Here is a 19,841-nt window from a genome sequence, read left to right as displayed (position 1 = left end):
TCTCATTGCAACGGGATCGTTGCGTTGAGCGCACTCTCGGTGCAACGATCTTGAGTCTTTAAGCTGCTGATACTCGACTTCGAGGCAACGGGGCCGTTGTTGCAATCAGGAAACTCGACGTAGCGTTTCGCTCATGAGAAACGAACTTGCGCAGGACATGGTCGACGCCGGTCTCCTCGGTGTGACGATCCGAGTGCGTGACGAACACGGCGACCAGGTCACGTGTGCCGGGTCGAGCGAACTGGCCGGAAGCGCGCAGCCACCGCCGAACGGGTACGTCCGGATCGGCAGCAACACCAAGACGTTCGTCGCGGCGGCGGTCCTCCGGCTCGTGGCGGACGGCCGGATCGGGCTGGACGACGCGGTGGACGCGCACCTGCCCGAGTTCGGCGTCGACAACCGGATCACGGTCCGGATGCTGCTCCAGCACACCAGCGGGATCTTCAACCACACCGGCGAGTACTACGAGGACGGCACGTTCGCGCCCGGAATCCCCTGGCAGGGAAGGGAATGGCTGGACCACCGGTTCCAGGCACACCGCCCGGAGGACCTGGTGCGGTTCGCGCTGGCCAAGCCCGTGCGGTTCGAACCGGGTGCGGATTGGAGCTACTCCAACACCAACTACGTGATCGCCAGGCTCCTCGTCGAGAAGGTCGCCGGCATCCCGTTCGCCGAGGCGATGCACCAACTCGTGCTCGCCCCGCTCGGTCTGAACGACACCTCGGTGCCGACCGGGCCGGAGATCGCCGAACCGCACGCCCACGCCTACTACCGGCACGAGGACGAGACGATCGACCTCACCCGCCTCGACCCGTCGTGGATCTCGAGTGGTGGCGACATGATCTCGACGACCGCGGACCTCGCCACGTTCATCGGCGCGCTGGTGCGGGGTGAGCTGCTACCGGCCCCGCTGCTCGCCGAGATGTTCGACCCGCACCCGAAGGTCGGCTACGGCCTGGGCGTGTTCGTCCAGGACACGGCCGGCGGCAAGGTGATCTCGCACAACGGCGGCGCGATGGGCCACGCCGCGTTGATGTACGCGACGGCCGACGGCGGCAAGGTGCTGACCGCCGCGCTGAACTACGTCGACGACGCCGGCCTGTCGCTCGCCCCGGCGTTCCAGGAGATGACGAAGAAGCTCGTCGACGAAACGTTCTGCTGAAAGTAAAAGAGCCCCGCCCAGGGGGACTGGGCGGGGCTTCTCGGTGGTGCGGCTCAGAGGGTCCGGGTGACCTTGTTCAGGCCACGCGGGCTGTCCGGGTCGCCGCCGCGGGCCAGGGCCAGGCCGTAAGCCAGGCGCTGCACCGGGAGGATCTCCAGGACGGGTGCGACTTCCTCGGCGGTCTCGGGGATCGGGATCGACAGCGTCGCGCCCACCTTCTCCGAGGCCGAGCCGACGGCCACGACGTCCGCGCCGCGCTGGTGCACCACGTCGAGGGCGTCGCGCAGCGAGTCGCCGCCCTTGCCCAGCGACGTGACGGCCAGGACCGCCGTCTCGCCGTCCACCGCGGCCACCGGGCCGTGCAGCAGGTCGGCGCCGCTGTACGCGCGGGCCGCCAGGTACGAGGTCTCGGCGAGCTTCAACGACGCTTCCAACGCCGTGGCGTAGGAGTAGCCACGCCCGGTCGTCAGCACGCGGTCCACGAAGCGGTAGCGGCGGACGGCCTCGTCGACGGTCGGCGCCGAGGCGTCCAGGGTGACCTGGGCCAGCTCGCCGAGCGAGGCGGCCGCCTCGCCGTTGCCGCCGCGGATCGCGTCGATCAGCAGGTACAGGGCGAGCAGGGTGGCCGAGTAGGTCTTGGTGGCGGCCACGGCGTGTTCGACGCCCGCGGAGACGTCCACCGAGAGTTCCGCCGCCGCGTTCAACGGCGAGGAGGCCGTGTTGGTGACCGCGACGGTGAGGGCGCCCCGGCGACGGTAGGAGGCGGTGACCTCCAGCAGGTCCGGGGAGCCGCCCGACTGGGAGACGGTGACCAGCAGGACGTCGCGCAGGTCCGGCTCGGCGCCGTACAGCGTGGTCGTCGAGGCGGAGACCAGGCCTGCCGGGAGCTGGAGCAGGATCTCGGTCAGGTACTTGGCGTAGATGGCGGCGTGGTCGCTGGAGCCGCGGGCCGCGAACAGCACGAAGCGCGGGGCGCGTTCGCGGATCACGGCCGCCACCTCGGCGATCGCGGACCGAGCCGCGTAGAGCGACGAGAAGATCTCCGGCTGGGCCGCGATCTCCGCTGCCATGTGCCGGCCTGGCTGGGGCGTGGTCATGTGGTGCCTTTCAGGATCAGCTCGGCCGCGGCTCGGAGGCTCACCCGAGAACCGCCGTGGGTGTCGATGCGGGCGACGCTGCCCAGGTCCGGACCCGGCACGCCGGTTTCCACGTGCACCACGTCCAGGCCCAGATTAGTTAAGTTTGTTACCAGTTGTCGAGCGCTCGTGTGGCGGTGAGCGTCTCTGGTCACGACCACGATTGTGCGGGTACCCGCCGAAGCCGCCACTTCGTCGGCCGAGATGTCGCGGGCCGCGATCACCTCGGTGTCGGGGAGGACCTCGCGCAGGTACGGGCCGAGGCCCCACGGGACGTCGCCCACGGCGATGGACGGGTCGACCACGAGGTCCACGACCACCGGGGCGGAGCCGACGTCGACCCTGCCGCGGACCTCCAGGGCGCGGCGGGCGGCGGTGAGGCCGATCTGCGCGTCGTGGGAGTCCACTGTGGACGGCGGAAGGCCGAGGGCCAGCGAGCGGGCGGCTGCCTGGGTCAGGCGTTCCTCGGCGAGTTCGCCGGACTTCACGGCCGCGACGATCGAGTCGATCAGCCACTGGATGTCGTTGTCGTCCAGCGACATGCCGCCGAGGCACATCGCGTCGACGCCTGCCGCCAACGCGCGCACGGCGCCCTGGGCGAGGTCGCCGCCGACCGCCTTCATGTCCAGGCCGTCGGTGATCACCGCGCCGGTGAAGCCCAGTTCGGTGCGGAGCAGGTCGATCGCGTGCTTGTTCAGCGTCACCGGCGCGGGGCCCCACTCGGGGACGACCAGGTGGCCGGTCATGATCGAGCGGACGCCCGCGTGCACGGCCGCCTGGAACGGCACGAGCTCCACGGCGCGCAGCTGTTCCTCGGTGCGGGGGAGCACCGGCAGCTGCTCGTGGGAGTCCTCAGTGGACGCTCCGTGGCCGGGGAAGTGCTTGGCGCAGGCGGCAACGCCCACGGCCTGCAGACCCTCGACCCACGCGGCGACGTGGCGAGCCGCCAGCACCGGGTCCGAACCGAACGCGCGGACGCCGATGATCGGGTCGTCCAGCGTCAGCACGAGGTCGGCGGACGGCGCGAGGTTCAACGAGATGCCGCACTTCGCCAGGCGGCCACCGATCGACGCGGCCACCGTGCGGGTGAGGTCCAGGTCGTCCACCGCGCCCAGCGCGTGGTTGCCCGGCACCTCGGAGCCGCGACCCGCGTCGAGACGCGTGACGTCGCCGCCCTCCTCGTCGATGCCGATCACCACGTCCGGGCGCACCGCGCGGAGTTCGGTGCACAGCGCCGTCACCTGGGCGTCGTCGACGACGTTGCGCCCGAAGAGCACAACGCCGCCCAACCCGTCAGCGACGCGCCGCAACAACCAGTCGGGGGCGGTCGTTCCGGTGAAGCCGGGAAGCAGAACGGCTGCGGCCAACTGATCCACGCGTCATCCCTTCACAGCACCAGCGGTGACGCCGGCGACCATCTTGCGTTGCACGATGAGGAAGAACACCAGCGCGGGCACGGTGAACAGGACGGACGCGGCCATCGCGCCACCCCAGTCGGTGCCGAACGCGGTCTGGAACCCCGACAGCCACACGGGCAGCGTCTCGCTGTCCTGGCTGCGGATCAGCACCTTGGCGAAGAGGAACTCGTTCCACGCCGTGATGAACGCGAACACCGACGTGGCCACGAGACCGGGGCCCAGCAGCGGCAGCGTCACCTTCTGGAACGCCTTCCACCGCCCGCAGCCGTCGACCATCGCGGCCTCTTCGAGTTCGGCCGGGATGCCGTTGACGAACCCGCGCAACGTCCACGCGCAGAACGGCAGCGTCACCGCGAAGTACACGAGGATCAGCGACGAGAGGTGTTCGTAGAGCTGGAGGTCCCGCATCATCAGGAACATCGGGATCAGCAACGCCTCGAACGGCGCCATCTGCGCGATCAGCATCAGCAGCACGAAGCTCTTGCGGCCGCGGAACGCGAAGCGCGACATGGCGACCGCCGCCGTGATGCCGATGACCACCGCGGCGAGCACGGCGGTGAGCGTCACGAGGAGGCTGTTGCCGAGCGACGACAGGAAGCCCGGCTTGGTCCACGCCGTCACGAAGTTCGTAAGCGTCACCGAGAACGGGATCAGGTCGTAGTCCGACGTGATCGTCGTGCCCTTGGGCTTCAGCGCCGACGTGATCATCCAGTACGTCGGGAAGATGAAGAACAACGCGAGCAAGATGCCCGTGATGTTCGCAGCAGACTTCTTGAGCATCAGAGCTTGCCCTCCTCGGTCTGCAGCAGCTTGCGCAGGTACTGGAACGTGATCAGGCCGAGGATCAGCATCATCAGCACGGAGATCGCGGCCGCGACGCCGAAGTGGCTCTTCGCGATGCCTTCCAGGTACTGCAACACCGGCAGCGTCGTGGACTCACCGCTGGGACCGCCCTCGCGGAACACCCAGATCTGGGCGAAGACCTTGAAGTCCCACAGGGTCGACAGGAACGTCACCATCATCAGCAGCGACCGGATCTCCGGCCACGTGACCGCGCGGAACGTCTGCCACGGCGAGGCGCCGTCGATGCCCGCCGCCTCGTAGAGGTCGCGCGGAATGCCGACGAGCCCGGCGTAGAGCGAGAAGGCGAGGAAGGGGATCGCCTGCCAGATGATCAGCAGACCGACGACGGACAGCGTCGACGTGCCCGAGGAGAACCACGAGTAGCCGGCGTAGGAGTCGAAACCCAGCTGCACCAGCGTCTTGTTCAAGATGCCGTAGTTCTGGTCGAACATCCACTGGTAGACCGTGGTGGACGCCAGGATCGGCATGGCCCACGCGCAGAGCATCGCGATCTGCAACGCGATCCGCACCCACGGCGTGAGCACGCGCATCAGCAACGCGATGCCGAGACCCATGCCCACCGAGGCGCCGACGACGGCGACGGTGAACACGACGGTCCGCAGCGAGGCGGTCCAGAACCGCTCGTCCTGCAGGACGGCGGCGTAGTTGCCGAGGCCCGTCCACACGACCTCGCCGCGCACCAGCTCGCCGAGGTTCAGCTGACGGAAGCTCGTCACGAAGACGGAGACGACCGGCCAGCCGATCAGCCAGAGGATTGCGATCAGGGCGGGTGCGAGCAGCAGGTAGGGCAGTGCCCGGTCGAAGGCACTGCCCCGGCGGCGCCGCTTGGGCGCCCCCCGGGTCGTGGCAGGCGGCAGCGCCGGGGGGATGTTCCCCGCCGGCGCTGCCGCTTCGGTCGTGTTGACGGCCGTCATCTCAGCGTGGCTAGGCCATCGCCTTGGTGATGGCGTCGCTCGCGTCCTTCGTCGCCTGGTCCAGCGTCTTCGCGCCGGTCAGGTACGCGGTGAGCGCGTCCTTCAGCGGGTTCTGGCCCGCCTCGACGGCCGCCCACTTCGGCGTCACCGGGGTGACCTTGCCGTTGGGGGACGAGTCCGCCATGGCCTTGCCGATCGCGTTGCTGGCGAGCTTCGAGGTGTCCTTCGAGGTACCGGGGACAGCGCCGCCCGTGGCGAGCTGGTCCTGGTAGTTCTTGGACGACAGCAGCGCGAGGTACTTCTTCGCGGCGTCGGCGTTCTTGCTGGACGCCGGGATGGCGAGGTTCGAGCCGCCGAGGAACACCGGCGCGGCCGAACCGGCCTTCTTGGACGGGATCGGGAACGCCGAGGTCTTGTCGGCCAGGTCCGGCTTCGCCTTCACGGCGCCGCCGAGCTCCCACGGGAGGCCGACCATCATGCCGACGTTGCCCGTGCCGAAGACCTCCATCTGCTGGGGCTTCGCCTCGTCGATGTCAGCCGGGACCTTCTTGGTGGCCGACGCGTCGTAGAGCTCCTTGTACGCCTGGAAACCGGCCTTCGCCTGCGGGGTGTCCAGCGTGCCGGTCCACTTGCCGCCGTCCTGCTTGGCGATGTCGCCGCCCTCGTCCCAGATCAGGGACAGCAGGAAGTACCAGGACTGACCCGGCAGGTACAGGGCCTGGAAGTCCGGGTTGGACGCGTTCGCGGCCTTGAGCTTGTTGATCGCGTCGAGCCACTCGGCACGCGACGTCGGAGCCTTCTCCACGCCGGCGGCCTTGAGCAGGTCGGTGCGGTAGATCACGGTGCGGTTCGCGGCGTAGAACGGCACGCCGTACTGCTTGCCGTTCAGCGTCAGCGAGTCCTTGAGGCCGCCCAGCCACTCGCCACCGTTGAACTGGCCCGCGTCCGCGGTCAGGTCGGCGAGGGTGCCCTGGTCGGCGAAGCTCGCGGTCTGGGTGTTGCCGAGCTCGATGACGTCCGGCGGCGTGCTGCTCGCCAGCGCGGTGGTCAGCTTCTCCTGGATGCCGGTCCACTTCTGGACCTCGTACTTGACCTTGATGCCGTTCGCCGACTCGAACTCCTTGTTCAAGGCGTCGGTCAGGGTCGTCGGCGCGGAGCCGTCCATGAGCCACACGGTGATCTCTTTGGTCTCCGTGGTGCTACCGCTGTTCGTGCTCGTGCCACAACCTGACACGGCCACTGCCAGCGCGGCGGCACCGACAGCGAGTCCTCTCCAGCCCTTCACAGTTCGCGCCCTTTCACCATGCCCGGCTCTCGGCCGGGCGGTCCAAGTGGTGTAGACCAATGCGGAACAGCGTGTGCTGCGTCACCGCGTCTGTCAAGCGCGTGACCAAGACGTTGCGAAGTCATCGGACGAATTTCGCGGCTCATGTCGGGGGTTCGGACGCACGAATCGGCACGGACAAGGCATCCTTGTGATGCGTGACATGGAGTGCGAGGAGGAGGCCATGCTGGAGACGACGCCTGCATCAGGCGTGGACGCCAGGACGCGTGCGCAACGCGAACCGAAGTACTGGGGTCTCAAGCGGCACCTGCTCGACCTGTTGAGGGCGCTGCCGCCGGGTTCACCGATCCCCACGGAACGGTCGCTCGCGGCGGAGTTCGACGTCTCCAGGACGACCGTTCGCCAGGCGCTTGCCGAGCTGACGGTCGAAGGGCGCCTGCTCCGAGTGCAGGGCAAGGGCACCTTTGCGGCGGAACCGAAAGTCGCCCAGAGGTTGCAGCTGTCTTCGTACACAGAGGACATGCGCGCCCAGGGCCGCGTGCCGTCGTCGAAGCTGATCGAGGCTTCCGAGATGCCCGCGGAGGCCGAGCTCGCCCGGCTCCTCGGCGTGCGTCCCGGTGCGAAGGTGCTGCGTCTGCACCGCCTGCGCCTCGCCGACAACGAGCCGATGGCCATCGAGACGACCCACCTGGCACTCGGCCGCTTCCGCGGGCTGCGCCGGTACCTGGCGCCCGGAGCGTCGCTGTACCAGGTGCTCTCGGAGCGGTTCGGTGTCGAGATGGGACACGCCGAGGAGACGATCGAGACCGCGCTGGCCTCGCCCGAAGAGGCAGAGCTGCTCGGCGCCGACATCGGCCTGCCGATGCTGCTGCTGTCGCGGCACTCGTACGACACCGACGGCAACCCGATCGAGTGGGTGCGTTCGGTGTACCGCGGTGACCGGTACAAGTTCGTCGCCACGCTGAACAGGCCGTCTTGATCGCCTGGGGCACGCCGCGCGCCCGCTGGGTGCTGGCCACGACGATCCTCGGCTCGGGCATGGCGATGCTCGACGGGACGATCGTCAACGTGGCGCTGCCCCGGATCGGCGCGGAGTTCTCCGCGTCGGTCACCGATCTGCAGTGGATCCTGAACGGATACCTGCTGGCCCTGGCCTCGCTGATCCTGATCGCCGGCTCGCTGGGCGACCGGTTCGGGCGGCGCCGGGTGTACGTGATCGGCGTGATCTGGTTCGGCGTGGCCTCGTTGCTGTGCGGTGCCGCCTGGAACGTCCCGGTGCTGGTCGCCGCCCGCGTGTTGCAGGGCGTGGGCGCGGCGTTGCTGACGCCCGGAGCGTTGGCGATCCTGCAGTCGGCCTTCAACAGGGAAGATCGTTCGCGGGCCATCGGCGCCTGGTCGGGGCTTTCGGGCGTCGCGACGGCGGTCGGGCCGCTGGTCGGCGGGCTGCTCGTGCAGGCCTGGTCGTGGCGGTTGGCCTTCCTGGTCAACCTGCCGGTCGCGGCTTTGTGCGTGTACCTGGCGCTGAAGTACGTGCCGGAGTCGAAGGACGAGTCGGCCGGGCACCCGAACTACCTGTCCGCGCTGGTCGGGGCCGTGGGACTGGCGCTGCTGACCGGTGGACTGGTCGAGCAGTCGTACGTGCTCGCGATCCTCGGCGTGGCCGCGATGGTGGCGTTCGGGGTCGTGCAGAAGCGGTCGGCCGACCCGCTGGTGCCACCCGAGCTCTTCCGCAACCGGACGTTCCTCGTGTCGAACGTGCTGACGTTCCTGGTCTACGCGGCTCTGGGCGGTGTGATGGTGCTGCTGGTGTTGCAGCTCCAGATCTCCCTCGGATATTCGCCGACGGCCTCCGGGCTCGCCAGCGTGCCGATCACGATCATCATGCTGCTGGCGTCCTCGACGTCCGGCAAGATCGCCCAGCGCTACGGGCCCCGGTTGCAGCTGATCGTCGGCCCGATCCTGGTCGGCGTCGGCATGCTGCTGCTCCGCAACGCCACGCCGGGCGCCTCGTACGTGTTCGGCGTGCTGCCGGGCGTGCTGGTGTTCGGCATCGGGCTCGCGATCGTGGTGGCTCCGGTGACGGCCACGGTGCTGGCGTCCGCGCCTGATCACCACGCGGGGGTCGCGTCCGGCGTGAACAACGCGGTGGCGCGCACCGGCAGCCTGCTGGCGATGGCCGTGCTGCCCGCGGCCGTCGGGTTGATGGGCGAGGACTACGCGAACCCCGCGGTCATGACGGCCGGGTGGGAGATGGCGCTCGTGCTGTGCGCGGTCGCCGCGATCATCGGCGGTCTGCTGGCGATCGGGGTGGACAACGGCGTGCTGTCGGCGGCCCCGGAGCAGCAGGAAGCGCCGCATCCGGGGGAGTGCCTGCACTGCGGGGTGGAGGGACCGCCCACGCACATCCGCTCAGGCGGGGAGAAGGCTCACCAGTAGGGCCGGGTCCACGTTCCCGCCCGACACGACGGCCACCCCGGCCCCGCCGATCTTCTCGAGCGCGGCCACCGCGACGGCACCGCTCGGCTCGGCGATCAGCCGTGCCCGGCGGGCCAGGTCGGCCACCGCCGTCAGGATCTCGTCCTCCGACACCGTGATCACGTCGTCCACGTGTGCGCGGATGTGTTCCCAGGTGAGTGCCGAGGGCTCGTCCCGCAACGCGTCAGCGGCCGTCTGAGCCCGTTTCAGCGGGTCCCAGCGCACCAGTTCGCCCGTTTTGAGCGATTCCGCGATGTCCGCGGCCAGTTCGGGTTCGGCGCCGAGCACGCGGACGTCCGGGCGCAGCGCCTTGATCACCGTGGCCACGCCGGAGATCAGCCCGCCGCCCGACATCGGCACGACGACCTGGGACACGTCCGGCTGGTCGGCCAGGATCTCCAGGCCGATGGTGCCCTGGCCCGCGATGACGTCCGGGTGGTCGAACGGTGGGATCAGCGCCGCGCCGCGTTCGGCGACCAAGGCCTCGGCGCGTTCGACGCGTTCGGTGATGCCGACGATGAAGACCTCGGCACCCAGGGCTTTTGTGGCCTCGATCTTCACGGCCGGGGTGTTGTCCGGCATCACGATCGCGGCCGGGACGCCGTGCAGCCTGGCCGCGAACGCCACGGCCTGCGCGTGGTTGCCGCTGGAGTACGCGACGACGCCGTTCGCGCGGTTCTCCAAGCACGCCAAGGCGTTCAGCGCGCCGCGCAGCTTGAACGCGCCGATCGGCTGAAGATTTTCCGGCTTGAGCCAGCCCTCGCCGTAAGACAGCAACGGCGTGCGCACCACGTGAGGTGCGATCACCGCCGCTGCCGAACGAACCTGTGAGAGCGTGATCATCCGAGGATCGACGCGAGCTGCGTCGGCTCGATGTTGCCGCCGGAAACGACGGCGACGGCAGGACCGGCGGGCAGCGAGCGGTTCAGGTACGCGGCCACGGCGACGGCACCGCTCGTCTCGGACACGACCCGCGTGCGGCGGGCGATCTGCTTCACGGCGTCGCGGATCTCGTCCTCCGACACCGTGATCACGTCGTCCACGTGCTCCTGGATGTGCGCCCAGGTCAGTTCGGACGGTTCGGCGCGCAGTCCGTCCGCGACGGTCCGGGCGCGATCGTGCGCGTCCCAGTGCACCTGCTTGCCGGCGGCGAACGACGCGGCGGTGTCCCCGGCCAGTTCGGGCTCGACGCCGATGACGCGGACGTTGGGGCGCAACGCCTTCACGGCCACCGCGACGCCGGAGATCAGGCCGCCGCCGCTGACCGGCACCAGAACCGTTGCCACGTCGGGCAGATCCGCGCAGATCTCCAGGCCGACCGTGCCCTGGCCCGCGATCACGTCCGGGTGGTCGAACGGCGGGATCAGCGTGGCCTTGCGCTCCTCGACGAGTTCGTAGGCGCGCGACTCGCGTTCGGTGATGCCGACGACGAACACCTCGGCGCCGTGCGCGCGCGTCGCGTCGATCTTGAGCTGCGGCGTGTTCTCCGGCACGACGATCGCGGCCGGCATGCCGAGGGTCTTGGCGGCGTAGGCCACCGCTTGCGCGTGGTTACCGCTCGAGTACGCCACGACACCGCGCGCGCGATCCTCGGAAGGTATGCGGGACAACGCGTTCACCGCGCCGCGCTGCTTGAAGGCACCGATCGGCTGGAGCGATTCGGGCTTGATCCACAGGCCGGAGTCGAACGACAGCAACGGGGTGTGGACGACATGCGGGGCGATCGCGGCGGCGGCCGCGTGGACGTCTTCGAGAGTCACCAGGCGCATGGCGTTGATGATGCACGTCACCGGGCCACAACCGGTGAACTGTGCCCAACGTCCTACGTGTGTCATGTCTGAGAAGGAGAAGATCACCCCCGTCAAGCTCGTCGCGAGTGTGCTCGCCGCCGCCACGGCGGCTGTGCTGAGCCTTCGCCTGAACCTCGTCGGCACCGTCATCGGCGCGATCCTCGCGAGCCTGGTGACCACGTTGGGTGCCGTGTTCTACCAACGGTCGATGGAACGCGAGAAGCGCTGGCAGGTCATCGCCGTCGGCGCGGTGCTCGTATTTGTGGTGACCGTGCTCACAGCCACGAGCGTTCAGCTCGTCACCGGCAAACCCGTCACGGCAGATCCGGGCAAACCGTCCACAAGCACTCATACCGAGACGCACACCGAGACCACGAAGACCGAGACGATCACCGTTTCGCCTAGTCCGACCACGTCCGTTCAGCCGCCGACCGAGAGCACGACGCCGACCGGACCACCCTCGTCGACGACAGGATCCCAACAGATTCCCGACAGCTCGACAGCGCCGCCGAGCAGCGACCCCATTCGGTGATCACGTCACTACGTTGAGCGACAGTTAACTGTCAATTGCTACGCACCGCAGTTGATCTGTCGTGAGCTGTGACACACTTCGTTCACGTTCGAGGCGGGGCGTCATAGCCGACAGTCCCGCAACTTCACTCGAACGGGCGTAAGGATTCGGTCCGAAAGAGACCGGGAGGAGGCGCAATGAGGCTCGTGGCACGTCCGCTTGAGCCCGGCGCCTGCTGGAAAGCCGAGAGGCAAATAGGGATGGGAGGGGTGGGGCGACCCCTGCCGCCGCCCCACCACCCGTCCCCCTAGAGCCCCCGAGAGAGGTCCCTGCAACCGATCTCTCGGGTTCCCCTGCACCCGAAAGTGAGGGAGACGTCTGATGAACCGCACGAGTGCGGCCCGTGTAACCGGTGCCGTGTTGCTCGCCACCGGAGTCGTGACTGCTCTCAGCGTACCGGCGTTTGGCGCCCCTGCCGCACCAGTCGCCCCAACCGGTTCCGATACGGAGAGCTACCCGGCCGAATTGCTCCAAGCGGTCCAGCGTGATTTGGGCCTGAACGCTGACCAGGCCCGCGTCCGATTGGCCAATGACGCCCAGTCAGGCCAAGTTGCCGAGTCCGCCAAGGCGTCTCTCGGGGACGCGTTCGGCGGAGCCTGGATCGACCAGGCCAGCGGCAGACTGACCGTCGCGGTGACCGAATCGGGACTCTCCGTGACCGGCGCGGACACCAAGGTCGTCGCGAACTCGCTCACCCAGCTCAACGGGACCAAGTCGGTCCTCGACCTCATGACGGCCCCCGCGGCCATCACGAGCTGGCGCGTCGACGAGAAGTCGAACAGCGTCGTCGTCGAGGTCAACAAGAACGTCCGCGACGCCGCCGCCGACCAGTGGATCGCGACCGCGAAGTCCATCAGCGGTTCGGTCAAGGTCGACGAGGTCACCGAGAGCCCCACGCCGCTCTACGACTCGCGCGGCGGTGACGCCATCTACATGGGCGGCGGCCGTTGCTCGCTCGGCTTCTCCGTGACCGGCGGCTACGTCACCGCGGGCCACTGCGGCCGCGCCGGCACCGCGGTCTCCGGCTTCAACCGGGTCGCCCAGGGCACCTTCGCCGCGTCGGTCTTCCCGGGCAACGACTACGCGCACGTCCGCACCAACGCGAACTGGACCTCGCGCCCGTGGGTCAACCGCTACGGCGGCGCGAACGTCATCGTCCGCGGCAACACCGAGGCCGCCGTCGGCGCCCAGATCTGCCGTTCGGGTTCCACGACCGGCTGGCGCTGCGGCACCGTCCAGGCCAAGAACCAGACCGTGAACTACCCGCAGGGCCAGGTCCGGGGCCTCACCCGCACCAACGCCTGCGCGGAGGGTGGCGACTCGGGTGGTTCGTGGGTGGCGGGCTCCGGCTTCGGCCAGGCCCAGGGCGTGACGTCCGGCGGTTCGGGCAACTGCTCGTCCGGCGGCACCACGTTCTTCCAGCCGCTCAACCCGATCCTGTCGCGCTACGGCCTCACGCTGACCCGCGGCTAGTTCTCCTCGCTGAAACGCCGCGGCACCTTCACGGGTGTCGCGGCGTTTTCGCGTTTCAGACGAGGACGATCTTGCCGTGGGCGTGGCCGGTCTCGCTCAGCCTGTGCGCGTCGGCGGCCCGGTCGAGCGGGAAGACCCCGGCCAGCGGCACGGTGAACGCACCGCGCTCGGCGAGGTCCGCGGCGATGGCAAGACCGTGGAACGCCTGCGGGTCGGCGCCGGGTCCGCCTGCGGTGTGAGTCAGCCGGACGCCGTGGTCGCCGGACAGGTCCGCGATCGTCACGACGCGGTCCGGCGAGCCCGCGATCTTGATCAGGTCGGGCACCTCGCCCGCGCAGTGCAGGACGGCGTCAACGGAGCCAACGCGATCGACGAGGCCTTCTCCGTAGACCACCGGCGTCGCGCCCAGTTCCGCGACGAAGTCCTGCGTCGCCGGTCCTGCCGTGCCGATCACCTCCGCACCCCGCGCGACCGCCAACTGGATCGCGACAGATCCGACCCCGCCCGCCGCACCGGCGATGAGCACCGTCGTTCCGTCGCCCACCCCGAGCAGATCCAGCGCCCTCGTCGCCGTCTCCACGTTGGCCGCCGCCCCGCCCGCCTGCTCCCAGCTCAGCGCCGCCGGCTTCGGTGCCCACGCGGCCAGCACCGCGAACTCGGCGTTGGCCCCGCCGAGCAGGGCGATGTCGACCATCCCGAACACCTCGTCGCCCACGTTCACGCCGGTCACGCCCGCGCCGACCTCGTCGACGACCCCGGCCGCGTCCACGCCGGGCACGTGCGGCAACGGCAACCGCTCGCCGAACATCCCGGAGCGCAGGTAGGTGTCGCCCGGCGTGACCCCGGAGGCGCGGACGGCGATCCGGATCTGCCCGGCACCGGCGTGCGGTTCGGGCACCTCGGCCACGCGCAGCAGGTCAGCAGGGCCGTACTCGGAGAACTGGAGAGCTCGCATGGCGGCGAAATTAGTGGAACAGGGCGTCCACTTAGCCGAAACTGAGACGGTGACCGGAAATCTGACTCACCTGCGTTCGGACGCCCAGGACAACCGCGACCGGATCATGGCCGTCGCGCGCGAGGCGTTCGCGACGGAGGGCCTGGACGTGCCGATGCGCGAGATCGCGCGTCGTGCGGAGGTCGGTCCGGCGACCCTCTACCGCCGCTTCCCGACCAAGGAGGCGCTGGTGGTGGAGGCCTTCTCGGAGCAGATGGCGGCCTGTTCGGTCGCGGTCGAGGAGGGGCTCGCGCACCCCGATCCGTGGGAGGGGTTCCGGCACACCGTCGAGGAGGTCTGCCGGCTGCACGTGCTCGACCGCGGGTTCTCGGCCGCGTTCACGACGGCCTACCCGCGCGCGATCGACTTCGCCGCGATGCGCGAGAAGGCGTTCCGGTCGCTCGCCGAGCTCATCCGCCGGGCGAAGGCGACCGGACGACTGCGCGCCGACTTCTCGGTCGACGACGTGGTGTTGCTGCTGATGGCCAGCGGGGGCGTCCGCAACGGGACGCCCGCCATCGCGCGCCGGCTGGCCACCCTGTTCCTGGACGGGTCAGCTGAACTGCACTGACCGCTTCGACAGGCCGTACCAGAAGCCGTCGACGGTGCTCGCGGCCTTCTCGTCGCTCGCCGCGCCCAACGCCACGAACAGCGGTGCGAAGTGCTCGGTCCGCGGGTGGGCGATCCCGGCGGCCGGAGCCTTGGTCTGGAAGTCCAGCAACGAGTCCACGTCACCGGCCGCCAGTTGCCGGCCCGCCCAGTCGTCGAACTCCTTCGACCACGACGGCGGCTCGTAGTTCGGTCCTTGGTTGAAGTGCACGCAGCTCAGGTTGTGCGTCATGAAGCCGCTGCCGACGATCAGCACGTTCTGGTCCCGCAACGGCGCGAGCTTGCGGCCGATCTCGTGCAGTTCGCGCGGGTCGAGCGTGGGCATCGACATCTGGAGCACCGGGACGTCGGCGTCCGGGAACATCTCCTTGAGCGGCACGTAAGCGCCGTGGTCGAGGCCTCTGGCTGGGTCCTGCTCGACGTGGCCGCCGACGAGTTTGCGCACGTCGTTCGCGAGTTCCGGTGCGCCCGGGGCCTCGTAGGTGACCTCGTAGTAGCGCTGCGGGAAGCCCCAGAAGTCGTAGACCAGCGGCACGGTGGTGGTCGCGCCGATGGTGGTCGGCGCCTCCTCCCAGTGCGCGGAGACCATGAGCACGGCCTCCGGGCGTGGGAGGGTGGCGGACCAGTCCTTCAGCTCTCTGGTCCACGTCTCGTCGTCAGCCAGCGGGGGAGCCCCGTGGCTCAGGTACAGCACAGGTGCGCTCACGTCATCGAGAGTACGCCTGATAGTTCAAATTTCAACGATCAAGTTCGGTTTTGAACAACTCGGCGGCCTTGCGCGGGTCCTCGGCGTCGGTGATGGCCCGCACGACGACGACTCGGGTGGCGCCTGCTTCCTTGACCTCGTGCAGGTTCGTGAGGTCGATGCCGCCGATGGCGAACCACACGCGGTCGGTCTTCGTGGCGCGGACGAGGTCGAGTCCCGGCGCCGGACGGCCCGGCTTGGTCGGAGTCGGCCAGCAGGGGCCCGTGCAGAAGTAGTCGACGCCGGGTTCCTCGGCCGCTGCCGTCATCTGGTCGACGTCGTGCGTGGAGCGGCCGATGACGACTTCGTCGCCGATGATCCTGCGGGCCAGCGGTACCGGCAGGTCGTCCTGGCCGAGGTGCAGCACGTCGGCCCCGACGGCGTGGGCGATGTCCGCGCGGTCGTTGACGGCGAGCAGCTTGCCGTGGCGTTCGGTGGCTTCCGCGAGGATCTCGATGGCCTCGATCTCCTGCTTGGCCTCGAGTGACTTGTCCCGCAGTTGGATGATGTCGACGCCGCCCGCGAGGGCCGCGTCCGCGAACTCGGCCAGATCAGGCCGGTTCGGCGTGCAGAGGTAGAGCGTCGCGTCGGCGAGTCGTTGCCTGATCAGGTTTCCGTCGAGTCCTGGCACGCAAGCACGTTAACCGTTATGTTGGCATTGGTCCGCACGGGAGCCTGGAGAACACCGGGCTGAGAGGGAGCGTGGTTCGCTCCGACCGTCGAACCTGATCCGGGTCATGCCGGCGCAGGGAGCGTGAATGCCTTGAGCAGTGTGGAAGTAGCCGTCCGGGGTGGCGGCGTCATCGGCCTGTCCGTCGCGTTGTTCGCGGCACGGGCCGGTTTCTCGGTTTCTCTTTCGGATCACGGGTCGCCGCATGCCGGTTCGCGGGTCGCGGGCGGGATGCTGGCGCCGTTGACGGAGGCGTGGCCCGGCGAGGAAGACGTGGTGGCGCAGGGGGTTGAGGCTCTTTCTCTGTGGCCCGCGTTCGCCGCGTCGATCGGCGTGCCGTTGTTCGAGGCCGGGACGCTGGCGGTCGGCACGCAACCCGGTGACCTCGCCGATCTGCGGCACGCGGGGGAGTTGCTGACGTCACGGGAGATCCGCGCTCTGGAGCCCTCGCTGGGACCGGCGGTGCGCGGCGGTGTGTACGCGGCGGGCGACCTCGCCGTCGACAACAGGCTGCTGCTTTCCGCACTGTGGAAGGCTTGTGCGGACGCGGGTGTGCGGTCTGATGTGGACGGACGGGTCCAGGTGATCGCCGCCGGGGCGTGGAGCGGGTCGTTGCATCCCGCGTTGCGCGACGTCATCCGGCCGGTCAAGGGTGAGATCCTGCGACTCACGCACCGGCCCGGAGCGTTGCCGCCGCCGCGCCACACGATCCGCGCGCTGGTCTCCGGCCGGCCGGTCTACCTCGTGCCGCGCGACGACGGACTGGTCGTCGGCGCCACCCAGTACGAGGCCGGGTTCGACACCGACGTGTCCGTCGCGGGAGTGCGGGACCTGCTGCGGGACGCGGAAACCGTGCTGCCGGGCATCGCCGAGTACGCGCTGACCGAGGCCGCCGTGGGGTTCCGCGCGGGCAGCCCGGACAACGTGCCGGTGGTGCGCTGGCTCGAACCCGGCGTGATCGCCGCGACCGGCCACCACCGCAACGGGCTGCTGCTCGCCCCGCACACCGCCCGCCAGGTCGTCGAGTTGTTGGGAGAAGGTTCGTGAAGGCACAGGTGAACGGGACTTCCCACGACTTGGCCGAGGGCACGTCGGTGGCCGCGGTCGTGACGCTGGTGGGCGCGCCGGACAGGGGCGTGGCCGTGGCGCTGGACGGCGCCGTGGTGCCGAGGGCGTTGTGGGACAGGACGATCGTGCCGGACGGCGGCGTGGTCGAGGTGCTGACCGCGGTCCAGGGAGGCTGACGTGGACGATCCGTTGATCATCGCGGGCCGGGAGTTCCGGTCCAGGCTCATCACCGGCACCGGCGGTGCCGCGAACCTCTCGGTGCTGGAACGCGCGCTGGTCGCGTCCGGCACCGAACTCACCACCGTGGCGATGCGCCGGGTGGACGCGGCGGGCCAGACCGGGGTGCTGGAGTTGTTGCGGCGCCTTGGAATCGAGGTGCTTCCCAACACGGCGGGCTGCCGCACGTCCGCCGAGGCCGTGCTGACCGCCCAACTCGCGCGCGAGGCGTTGGAGACGAACTGGGTCAAGCTCGAGGTCGTGCACGACGAGGAGACCCTGCTGCCTGATCCTCTCGAGCTGCTCGACGCGGCCGAGCGACTCGTGAACGACGGCTTCGTCGTCCTGCCCTACACCAACGACGACCCGGTGCTGGCCCGGAAGCTGGAGGACATCGGTTGCGCGACGGTCATGCCGTTGGGTTCTCCCATCGGTACGGGCCTCGGCATCCGCAACCCGCACAACATCGAGCTGATCACTTCTCGTGCTTCTGTTCCAGTAGTTCTGGACGCGGGCATCGGCACGGCGTCCGACGCCGCCCTCGCGATGGAGCTCGGCTGCTCGGCCGTGCTGCTCGCGACCGCCGTCACACGAGCTCAGGACCCGGAACGGATGGGCGCCGCCATGCGTTGTGCGGTCGAGGGCGGACGGCTGGCGAGGCTGGCCGGACGCATTCCGCAACGCTTTTGGGCCCAAGCGTCTTCGCCGAGTCGCTGAGGTCGCTACCGTGGGTGCACACGTGCGAGTTCGCGTCGGTCGTCCGGTCAACCGTTTCGTCCAGATTCGGCGAAGCCCAATCCGGACGAAACGATTCGGCCGGACGGCCGGCTCGAAGGCGAACTCGCCGCACCGCCGGAGGCGGGGCCATCCAGCACAGTGGGATGATTGAGAACTACCTGAATCCCGCCGAGGAGGACGACAAGCCGTGACGGCCCCCATTGACGCCGAGGTCGAGGACGCGACCGCGCGTCTGTACCTGGCGATCGGCCGGCTGGCCCGGTTGCTGCGACGCACCGGTTCCCCGGGACTCGGCCCCGGCGCGGTCTCCGCGCTCGCCACCCTCGCGCGCTGCGGCCCCATGCGCCTCGGCGACCTCGCGAACAAGGAGGGCGTGGCGCCCCCGACGCTGTCCCGCATCGTCGCCGCCCTGGTGGAAGCCGGGTACGTGAAGCGCGAGCCCGACCCGCAGGACGGCCGCGCCTGGCTCGCCACCCCGACCCCCGAGGGCGAGACGATGGTGTCCGGCGTGCGGTCCGCGCGGGTGCGCGAGCTGCAGCGCCGCATCGAACAGCTGACCCCGGAACACATCTCGGCGTTGGTCGGCGCGCTGGACGCGCTGGAGACGTTGGTGGGCGAGGAACCGAAGTAAATCCGGTGCCCGTGCACGTCGTTCGTGCTCTCCTGGTCCGATGGAGTACGACCGGTTGCTGGACCTGGCCCGTTCGCGGCACGCGGACGGCGCCGGGCACGACGAGGTGCTCGCCCTGCTCCGGCAACAGGGGGCTCACAAGATCCAGTCCATGCGGGTCATCGCCGAAGCGACAGGCATGGGGCTCGGCAAGGCCAAGCTGGTCGTGCACCAGAGCCCGGTGTGGGACGACCGCAGGGCGAGCGACGAGGCGTTCCAGGAATGGCTCTGGCACAGCATTTTCGTCCTCGCCGTGCTCGGGGAGGCCGACGTCGGCGAGCCAGAGGAGTGGGTGATCGAGTGCGCGGAACGCAGGCAGCGCGCCGGCATCCAGTTGCGGGACCTGGCGGCAGGCCTGCCCACTGACGCCCTGGTCCGCTTCCACGAGTTGATGGACCGGGGCCAGGGCGGCAAGGCGTTCGCCGAACTCGTGGCGGTGGTGCGCGAGCAGGGCGTCGATCGCTGGGCCGGACTGGCCGAGGTCGCCGACACGTTGCTCCTCACCGACGAAGGCGACCCCTCCGGCGAGAGCGAAGGCCGCGAGGACTGGGCGTTCGCGGCCCACGAGGTCCACGAGCGCACGCGATGACGGTCAGGTCGCCTGTGCCTGGAGTAGTAGCGCCTGGTTGAAGGCGTCGAACTCCGCGACCAGCACCTCGCGGGTCTGCGCCAGCACGCCCTCGACCATCGTGCCGCTGAACGTCTCGACGTTCACCAGCCGCGTCCCGCCGTCGACTTCGCTCAGTTCCCAGCGGTGCCGCCCGAAGAACGTCGAGGGGTCGCCGCCCTGGGACGCCAGCGCGTACGGCTCCATCGACGTGATCTCGCCGTCGAAGTCGCGTTCGAACGGCGTGCCCTTGGCCGCCTTCACCTTGGTGTGCACGCCATCCACCTGCGTGTACTCCATGACGGGATTCCACCGCGCGTACCCGGCGAAGTCCGTCAGCACCCGCCACACGACGTCGATGGGCGCGGGGATGACCAGCTCTGTCCTGACCTCGTTCATCTGCACGATGGCAAGCATGACGAGCTGGTCCACCGAT

At 69.4% G+C, this 19,841-nt stretch carries 22 protein-coding genes and 1 riboswitch; of the genes, 11 read left to right on the top strand and 11 right to left on the bottom strand.

The features are described from left to right. The first annotated feature begins 133 nt into the window (after positions 1-133). Entirely contained in the window at positions 134-1,162 is a 1,029-nt protein-coding gene (locus JNUCC0626_RS30690) for a serine hydrolase domain-containing protein (RefSeq protein ID WP_394614215.1), read from the top strand. A 53-nt stretch (positions 1,163-1,215) separates the two neighbouring features. Here the strand turns inward: JNUCC0626_RS30690 and JNUCC0626_RS30685 are convergent, their stop codons facing one another. The 5 genes from JNUCC0626_RS30685 to JNUCC0626_RS30665 are packed head-to-tail and all read right to left on the bottom strand — an operon-like array spanning position 1,216 to position 6,779. Beyond that, positions 1,216-2,259, bottom strand: coding sequence for an SIS domain-containing protein (locus JNUCC0626_RS30685; RefSeq protein WP_394614214.1), 1,044 nt, complete (start codon positions 2,257-2,259; stop codon positions 1,216-1,218). Next, positions 2,256-3,674 carry a glycoside hydrolase family 3 protein gene (locus tag JNUCC0626_RS30680; RefSeq protein ID WP_394614213.1) on the bottom strand — a complete coding sequence of 473 codons (1,419 nt, stop codon included), beginning with the start codon at positions 3,672-3,674 and terminating at the stop codon, positions 2,256-2,258. Before JNUCC0626_RS30680 ends, JNUCC0626_RS30685 begins: the two co-directional genes overlap by 4 nt. A 3-nt stretch (positions 3,675-3,677) precedes the next feature. Continuing rightward, entirely contained in the window at positions 3,678-4,496 is an 819-nt protein-coding gene (locus JNUCC0626_RS30675; RefSeq protein ID WP_394614212.1) for a carbohydrate ABC transporter permease, read from the bottom strand. Continuing rightward, on the bottom strand, positions 4,496-5,494 hold the full coding sequence (locus JNUCC0626_RS30670) for a carbohydrate ABC transporter permease (RefSeq protein ID WP_394614211.1): 999 nt from the start codon (positions 5,492-5,494) through the stop codon (positions 4,496-4,498). Before JNUCC0626_RS30670 ends, JNUCC0626_RS30675 begins: the two co-directional genes overlap by 1 nt. Before the next feature lie 10 nt (positions 5,495-5,504). Next, positions 5,505-6,779 (bottom strand): sugar ABC transporter substrate-binding protein, encoded by a 1,275-nt coding sequence (locus JNUCC0626_RS30665; protein WP_394614210.1) that lies wholly within the window; start codon positions 6,777-6,779, stop codon positions 5,505-5,507. 223 nt (positions 6,780-7,002) lie between these two features. Here JNUCC0626_RS30665 and JNUCC0626_RS30660 point away from each other — a divergent pair, with 223 nt between their 5' ends. Together JNUCC0626_RS30660 and JNUCC0626_RS30655 are read left to right on the top strand one after the other, a co-directional pair. Then, positions 7,003-7,758 carry a GntR family transcriptional regulator gene (locus JNUCC0626_RS30660; protein WP_089910302.1) on the top strand — a complete coding sequence of 252 codons (756 nt, stop codon included), beginning with the start codon at positions 7,003-7,005 and terminating at the stop codon, positions 7,756-7,758. After that, positions 7,755-9,215 (top strand): MFS transporter, encoded by a 1,461-nt coding sequence (locus JNUCC0626_RS30655; protein WP_394614209.1) that lies wholly within the window; start codon positions 7,755-7,757, stop codon positions 9,213-9,215. The genes JNUCC0626_RS30660 and JNUCC0626_RS30655 overlap by 4 nt, the downstream gene beginning before the upstream one ends. On the opposite strand, the gene JNUCC0626_RS30650 is transcribed toward JNUCC0626_RS30655, so the two are convergent. Both JNUCC0626_RS30650 and JNUCC0626_RS30645 read right to left on the bottom strand, forming a co-directional pair. Further along, entirely contained in the window at positions 9,189-10,097 is a 909-nt protein-coding gene (locus tag JNUCC0626_RS30650; protein ID WP_394614208.1) for a threonine ammonia-lyase, read from the bottom strand. The two genes, JNUCC0626_RS30655 and JNUCC0626_RS30650, sit on opposite strands and share 27 nt — an antisense overlap. Next, positions 10,094-11,023, bottom strand: coding sequence for a threonine ammonia-lyase (locus tag JNUCC0626_RS30645; protein WP_394614207.1), 930 nt, complete (start codon positions 11,021-11,023; stop codon positions 10,094-10,096). The genes JNUCC0626_RS30650 and JNUCC0626_RS30645 overlap by 4 nt, the downstream gene beginning before the upstream one ends. 64 nt (positions 11,024-11,087) lie before the next feature. Between JNUCC0626_RS30645 and JNUCC0626_RS30640 the strand changes: the two genes are divergently transcribed. Both JNUCC0626_RS30640 and JNUCC0626_RS30635 read left to right on the top strand, forming a co-directional pair. Next, positions 11,088-11,576 carry a hypothetical protein gene (locus tag JNUCC0626_RS30640; protein WP_394614206.1) on the top strand — a complete coding sequence of 163 codons (489 nt, stop codon included), beginning with the start codon at positions 11,088-11,090 and terminating at the stop codon, positions 11,574-11,576. 504 nt (positions 11,577-12,080) lie between these two features. Further along, the gene (locus JNUCC0626_RS30635; protein WP_394614205.1) at positions 12,081-13,088 is read left to right on the top strand and encodes a S1 family peptidase; all 1,008 of its coding nucleotides are present in this window, start codon (positions 12,081-12,083) and stop codon (positions 13,086-13,088) included. Positions 13,089-13,143: 55 nt separating this feature from the next. On the opposite strand, the gene JNUCC0626_RS30630 is transcribed toward JNUCC0626_RS30635, so the two are convergent. After that, complete coding sequence (locus JNUCC0626_RS30630; RefSeq protein WP_394614204.1) at positions 13,144-14,043, bottom strand: NADP-dependent oxidoreductase; 900 nt, start codon at positions 14,041-14,043, stop codon at positions 13,144-13,146. A gap of 49 nt (positions 14,044-14,092) precedes the next feature. Between JNUCC0626_RS30630 and JNUCC0626_RS30625 the strand changes: the two genes are divergently transcribed. Continuing rightward, positions 14,093-14,653, top strand: a complete 561-nt coding sequence (locus JNUCC0626_RS30625; RefSeq protein WP_394614203.1) for a TetR/AcrR family transcriptional regulator — start codon at positions 14,093-14,095, stop codon at positions 14,651-14,653. Here JNUCC0626_RS30625 and JNUCC0626_RS30620 read toward each other — a convergent pair. Together JNUCC0626_RS30620 and thiE are read right to left on the bottom strand one after the other, a co-directional pair. Beyond that, complete coding sequence (locus tag JNUCC0626_RS30620) at positions 14,636-15,397, bottom strand: dioxygenase family protein (RefSeq protein WP_394614202.1); 762 nt, start codon at positions 15,395-15,397, stop codon at positions 14,636-14,638. The two genes, JNUCC0626_RS30625 and JNUCC0626_RS30620, sit on opposite strands and share 18 nt — an antisense overlap. A gap of 31 nt (positions 15,398-15,428) precedes the next feature. Continuing rightward, positions 15,429-16,067: a thiamine phosphate synthase gene (gene thiE, locus JNUCC0626_RS30615; protein WP_394614201.1), complete on the bottom strand. Its 639-nt coding sequence runs from the start codon at positions 16,065-16,067 to the stop codon at positions 15,429-15,431. A gap of 26 nt (positions 16,068-16,093) precedes the next feature. Continuing rightward, positions 16,094-16,205: riboswitch (TPP riboswitch) on the top strand. On the opposite strand from thiE, the gene JNUCC0626_RS30610 reads away from it, so the two are divergent. From JNUCC0626_RS30610 to JNUCC0626_RS30590, 5 genes are all read left to right on the top strand, one after another. Further along, positions 16,200-17,153, top strand: a complete 954-nt coding sequence (locus JNUCC0626_RS30610) for an FAD-dependent oxidoreductase (protein WP_394614200.1) — start codon at positions 16,200-16,202, stop codon at positions 17,151-17,153. Its footprint overlaps the riboswitch before it by 6 nt. After that, entirely contained in the window at positions 17,150-17,350 is a 201-nt protein-coding gene (thiS, locus tag JNUCC0626_RS30605; protein ID WP_394614198.1) for a sulfur carrier protein ThiS, read from the top strand. Before JNUCC0626_RS30610 ends, thiS begins: the two co-directional genes overlap by 4 nt. A gap of 1 nt (position 17,351) precedes the next feature. Then, positions 17,352-18,107: a thiazole synthase gene (locus JNUCC0626_RS30600; RefSeq protein ID WP_394614197.1), complete on the top strand. Its 756-nt coding sequence runs from the start codon at positions 17,352-17,354 to the stop codon at positions 18,105-18,107. Between the two features lie 208 nt (positions 18,108-18,315). Then, the gene (locus tag JNUCC0626_RS30595) at positions 18,316-18,759 is read left to right on the top strand and encodes a MarR family winged helix-turn-helix transcriptional regulator (RefSeq protein ID WP_229693556.1); all 444 of its coding nucleotides are present in this window, start codon (positions 18,316-18,318) and stop codon (positions 18,757-18,759) included. Between the two features lie 40 nt (positions 18,760-18,799). Continuing rightward, positions 18,800-19,387: a hypothetical protein gene (locus JNUCC0626_RS30590; protein WP_394614196.1), complete on the top strand. Its 588-nt coding sequence runs from the start codon at positions 18,800-18,802 to the stop codon at positions 19,385-19,387. 3 nt (positions 19,388-19,390) lie between these two features. Here the strand turns inward: JNUCC0626_RS30590 and JNUCC0626_RS30585 are convergent, their stop codons facing one another. Then, positions 19,391-19,837 carry an SRPBCC domain-containing protein gene (locus JNUCC0626_RS30585; RefSeq protein ID WP_394614195.1) on the bottom strand — a complete coding sequence of 149 codons (447 nt, stop codon included), beginning with the start codon at positions 19,835-19,837 and terminating at the stop codon, positions 19,391-19,393. Positions 19,838-19,841 lie beyond the last annotated feature (4 nt).

The sequence above is a fragment of the Lentzea sp. JNUCC 0626 genome, assembly GCF_043632865.1.
GTDB lineage: Bacteria > Actinomycetota > Actinomycetes > Mycobacteriales > Pseudonocardiaceae > Lentzea.
Note: the sequence above shows the minus strand (reverse complement) of the source record. Positions and strands in the feature narration are given on the sequence as shown.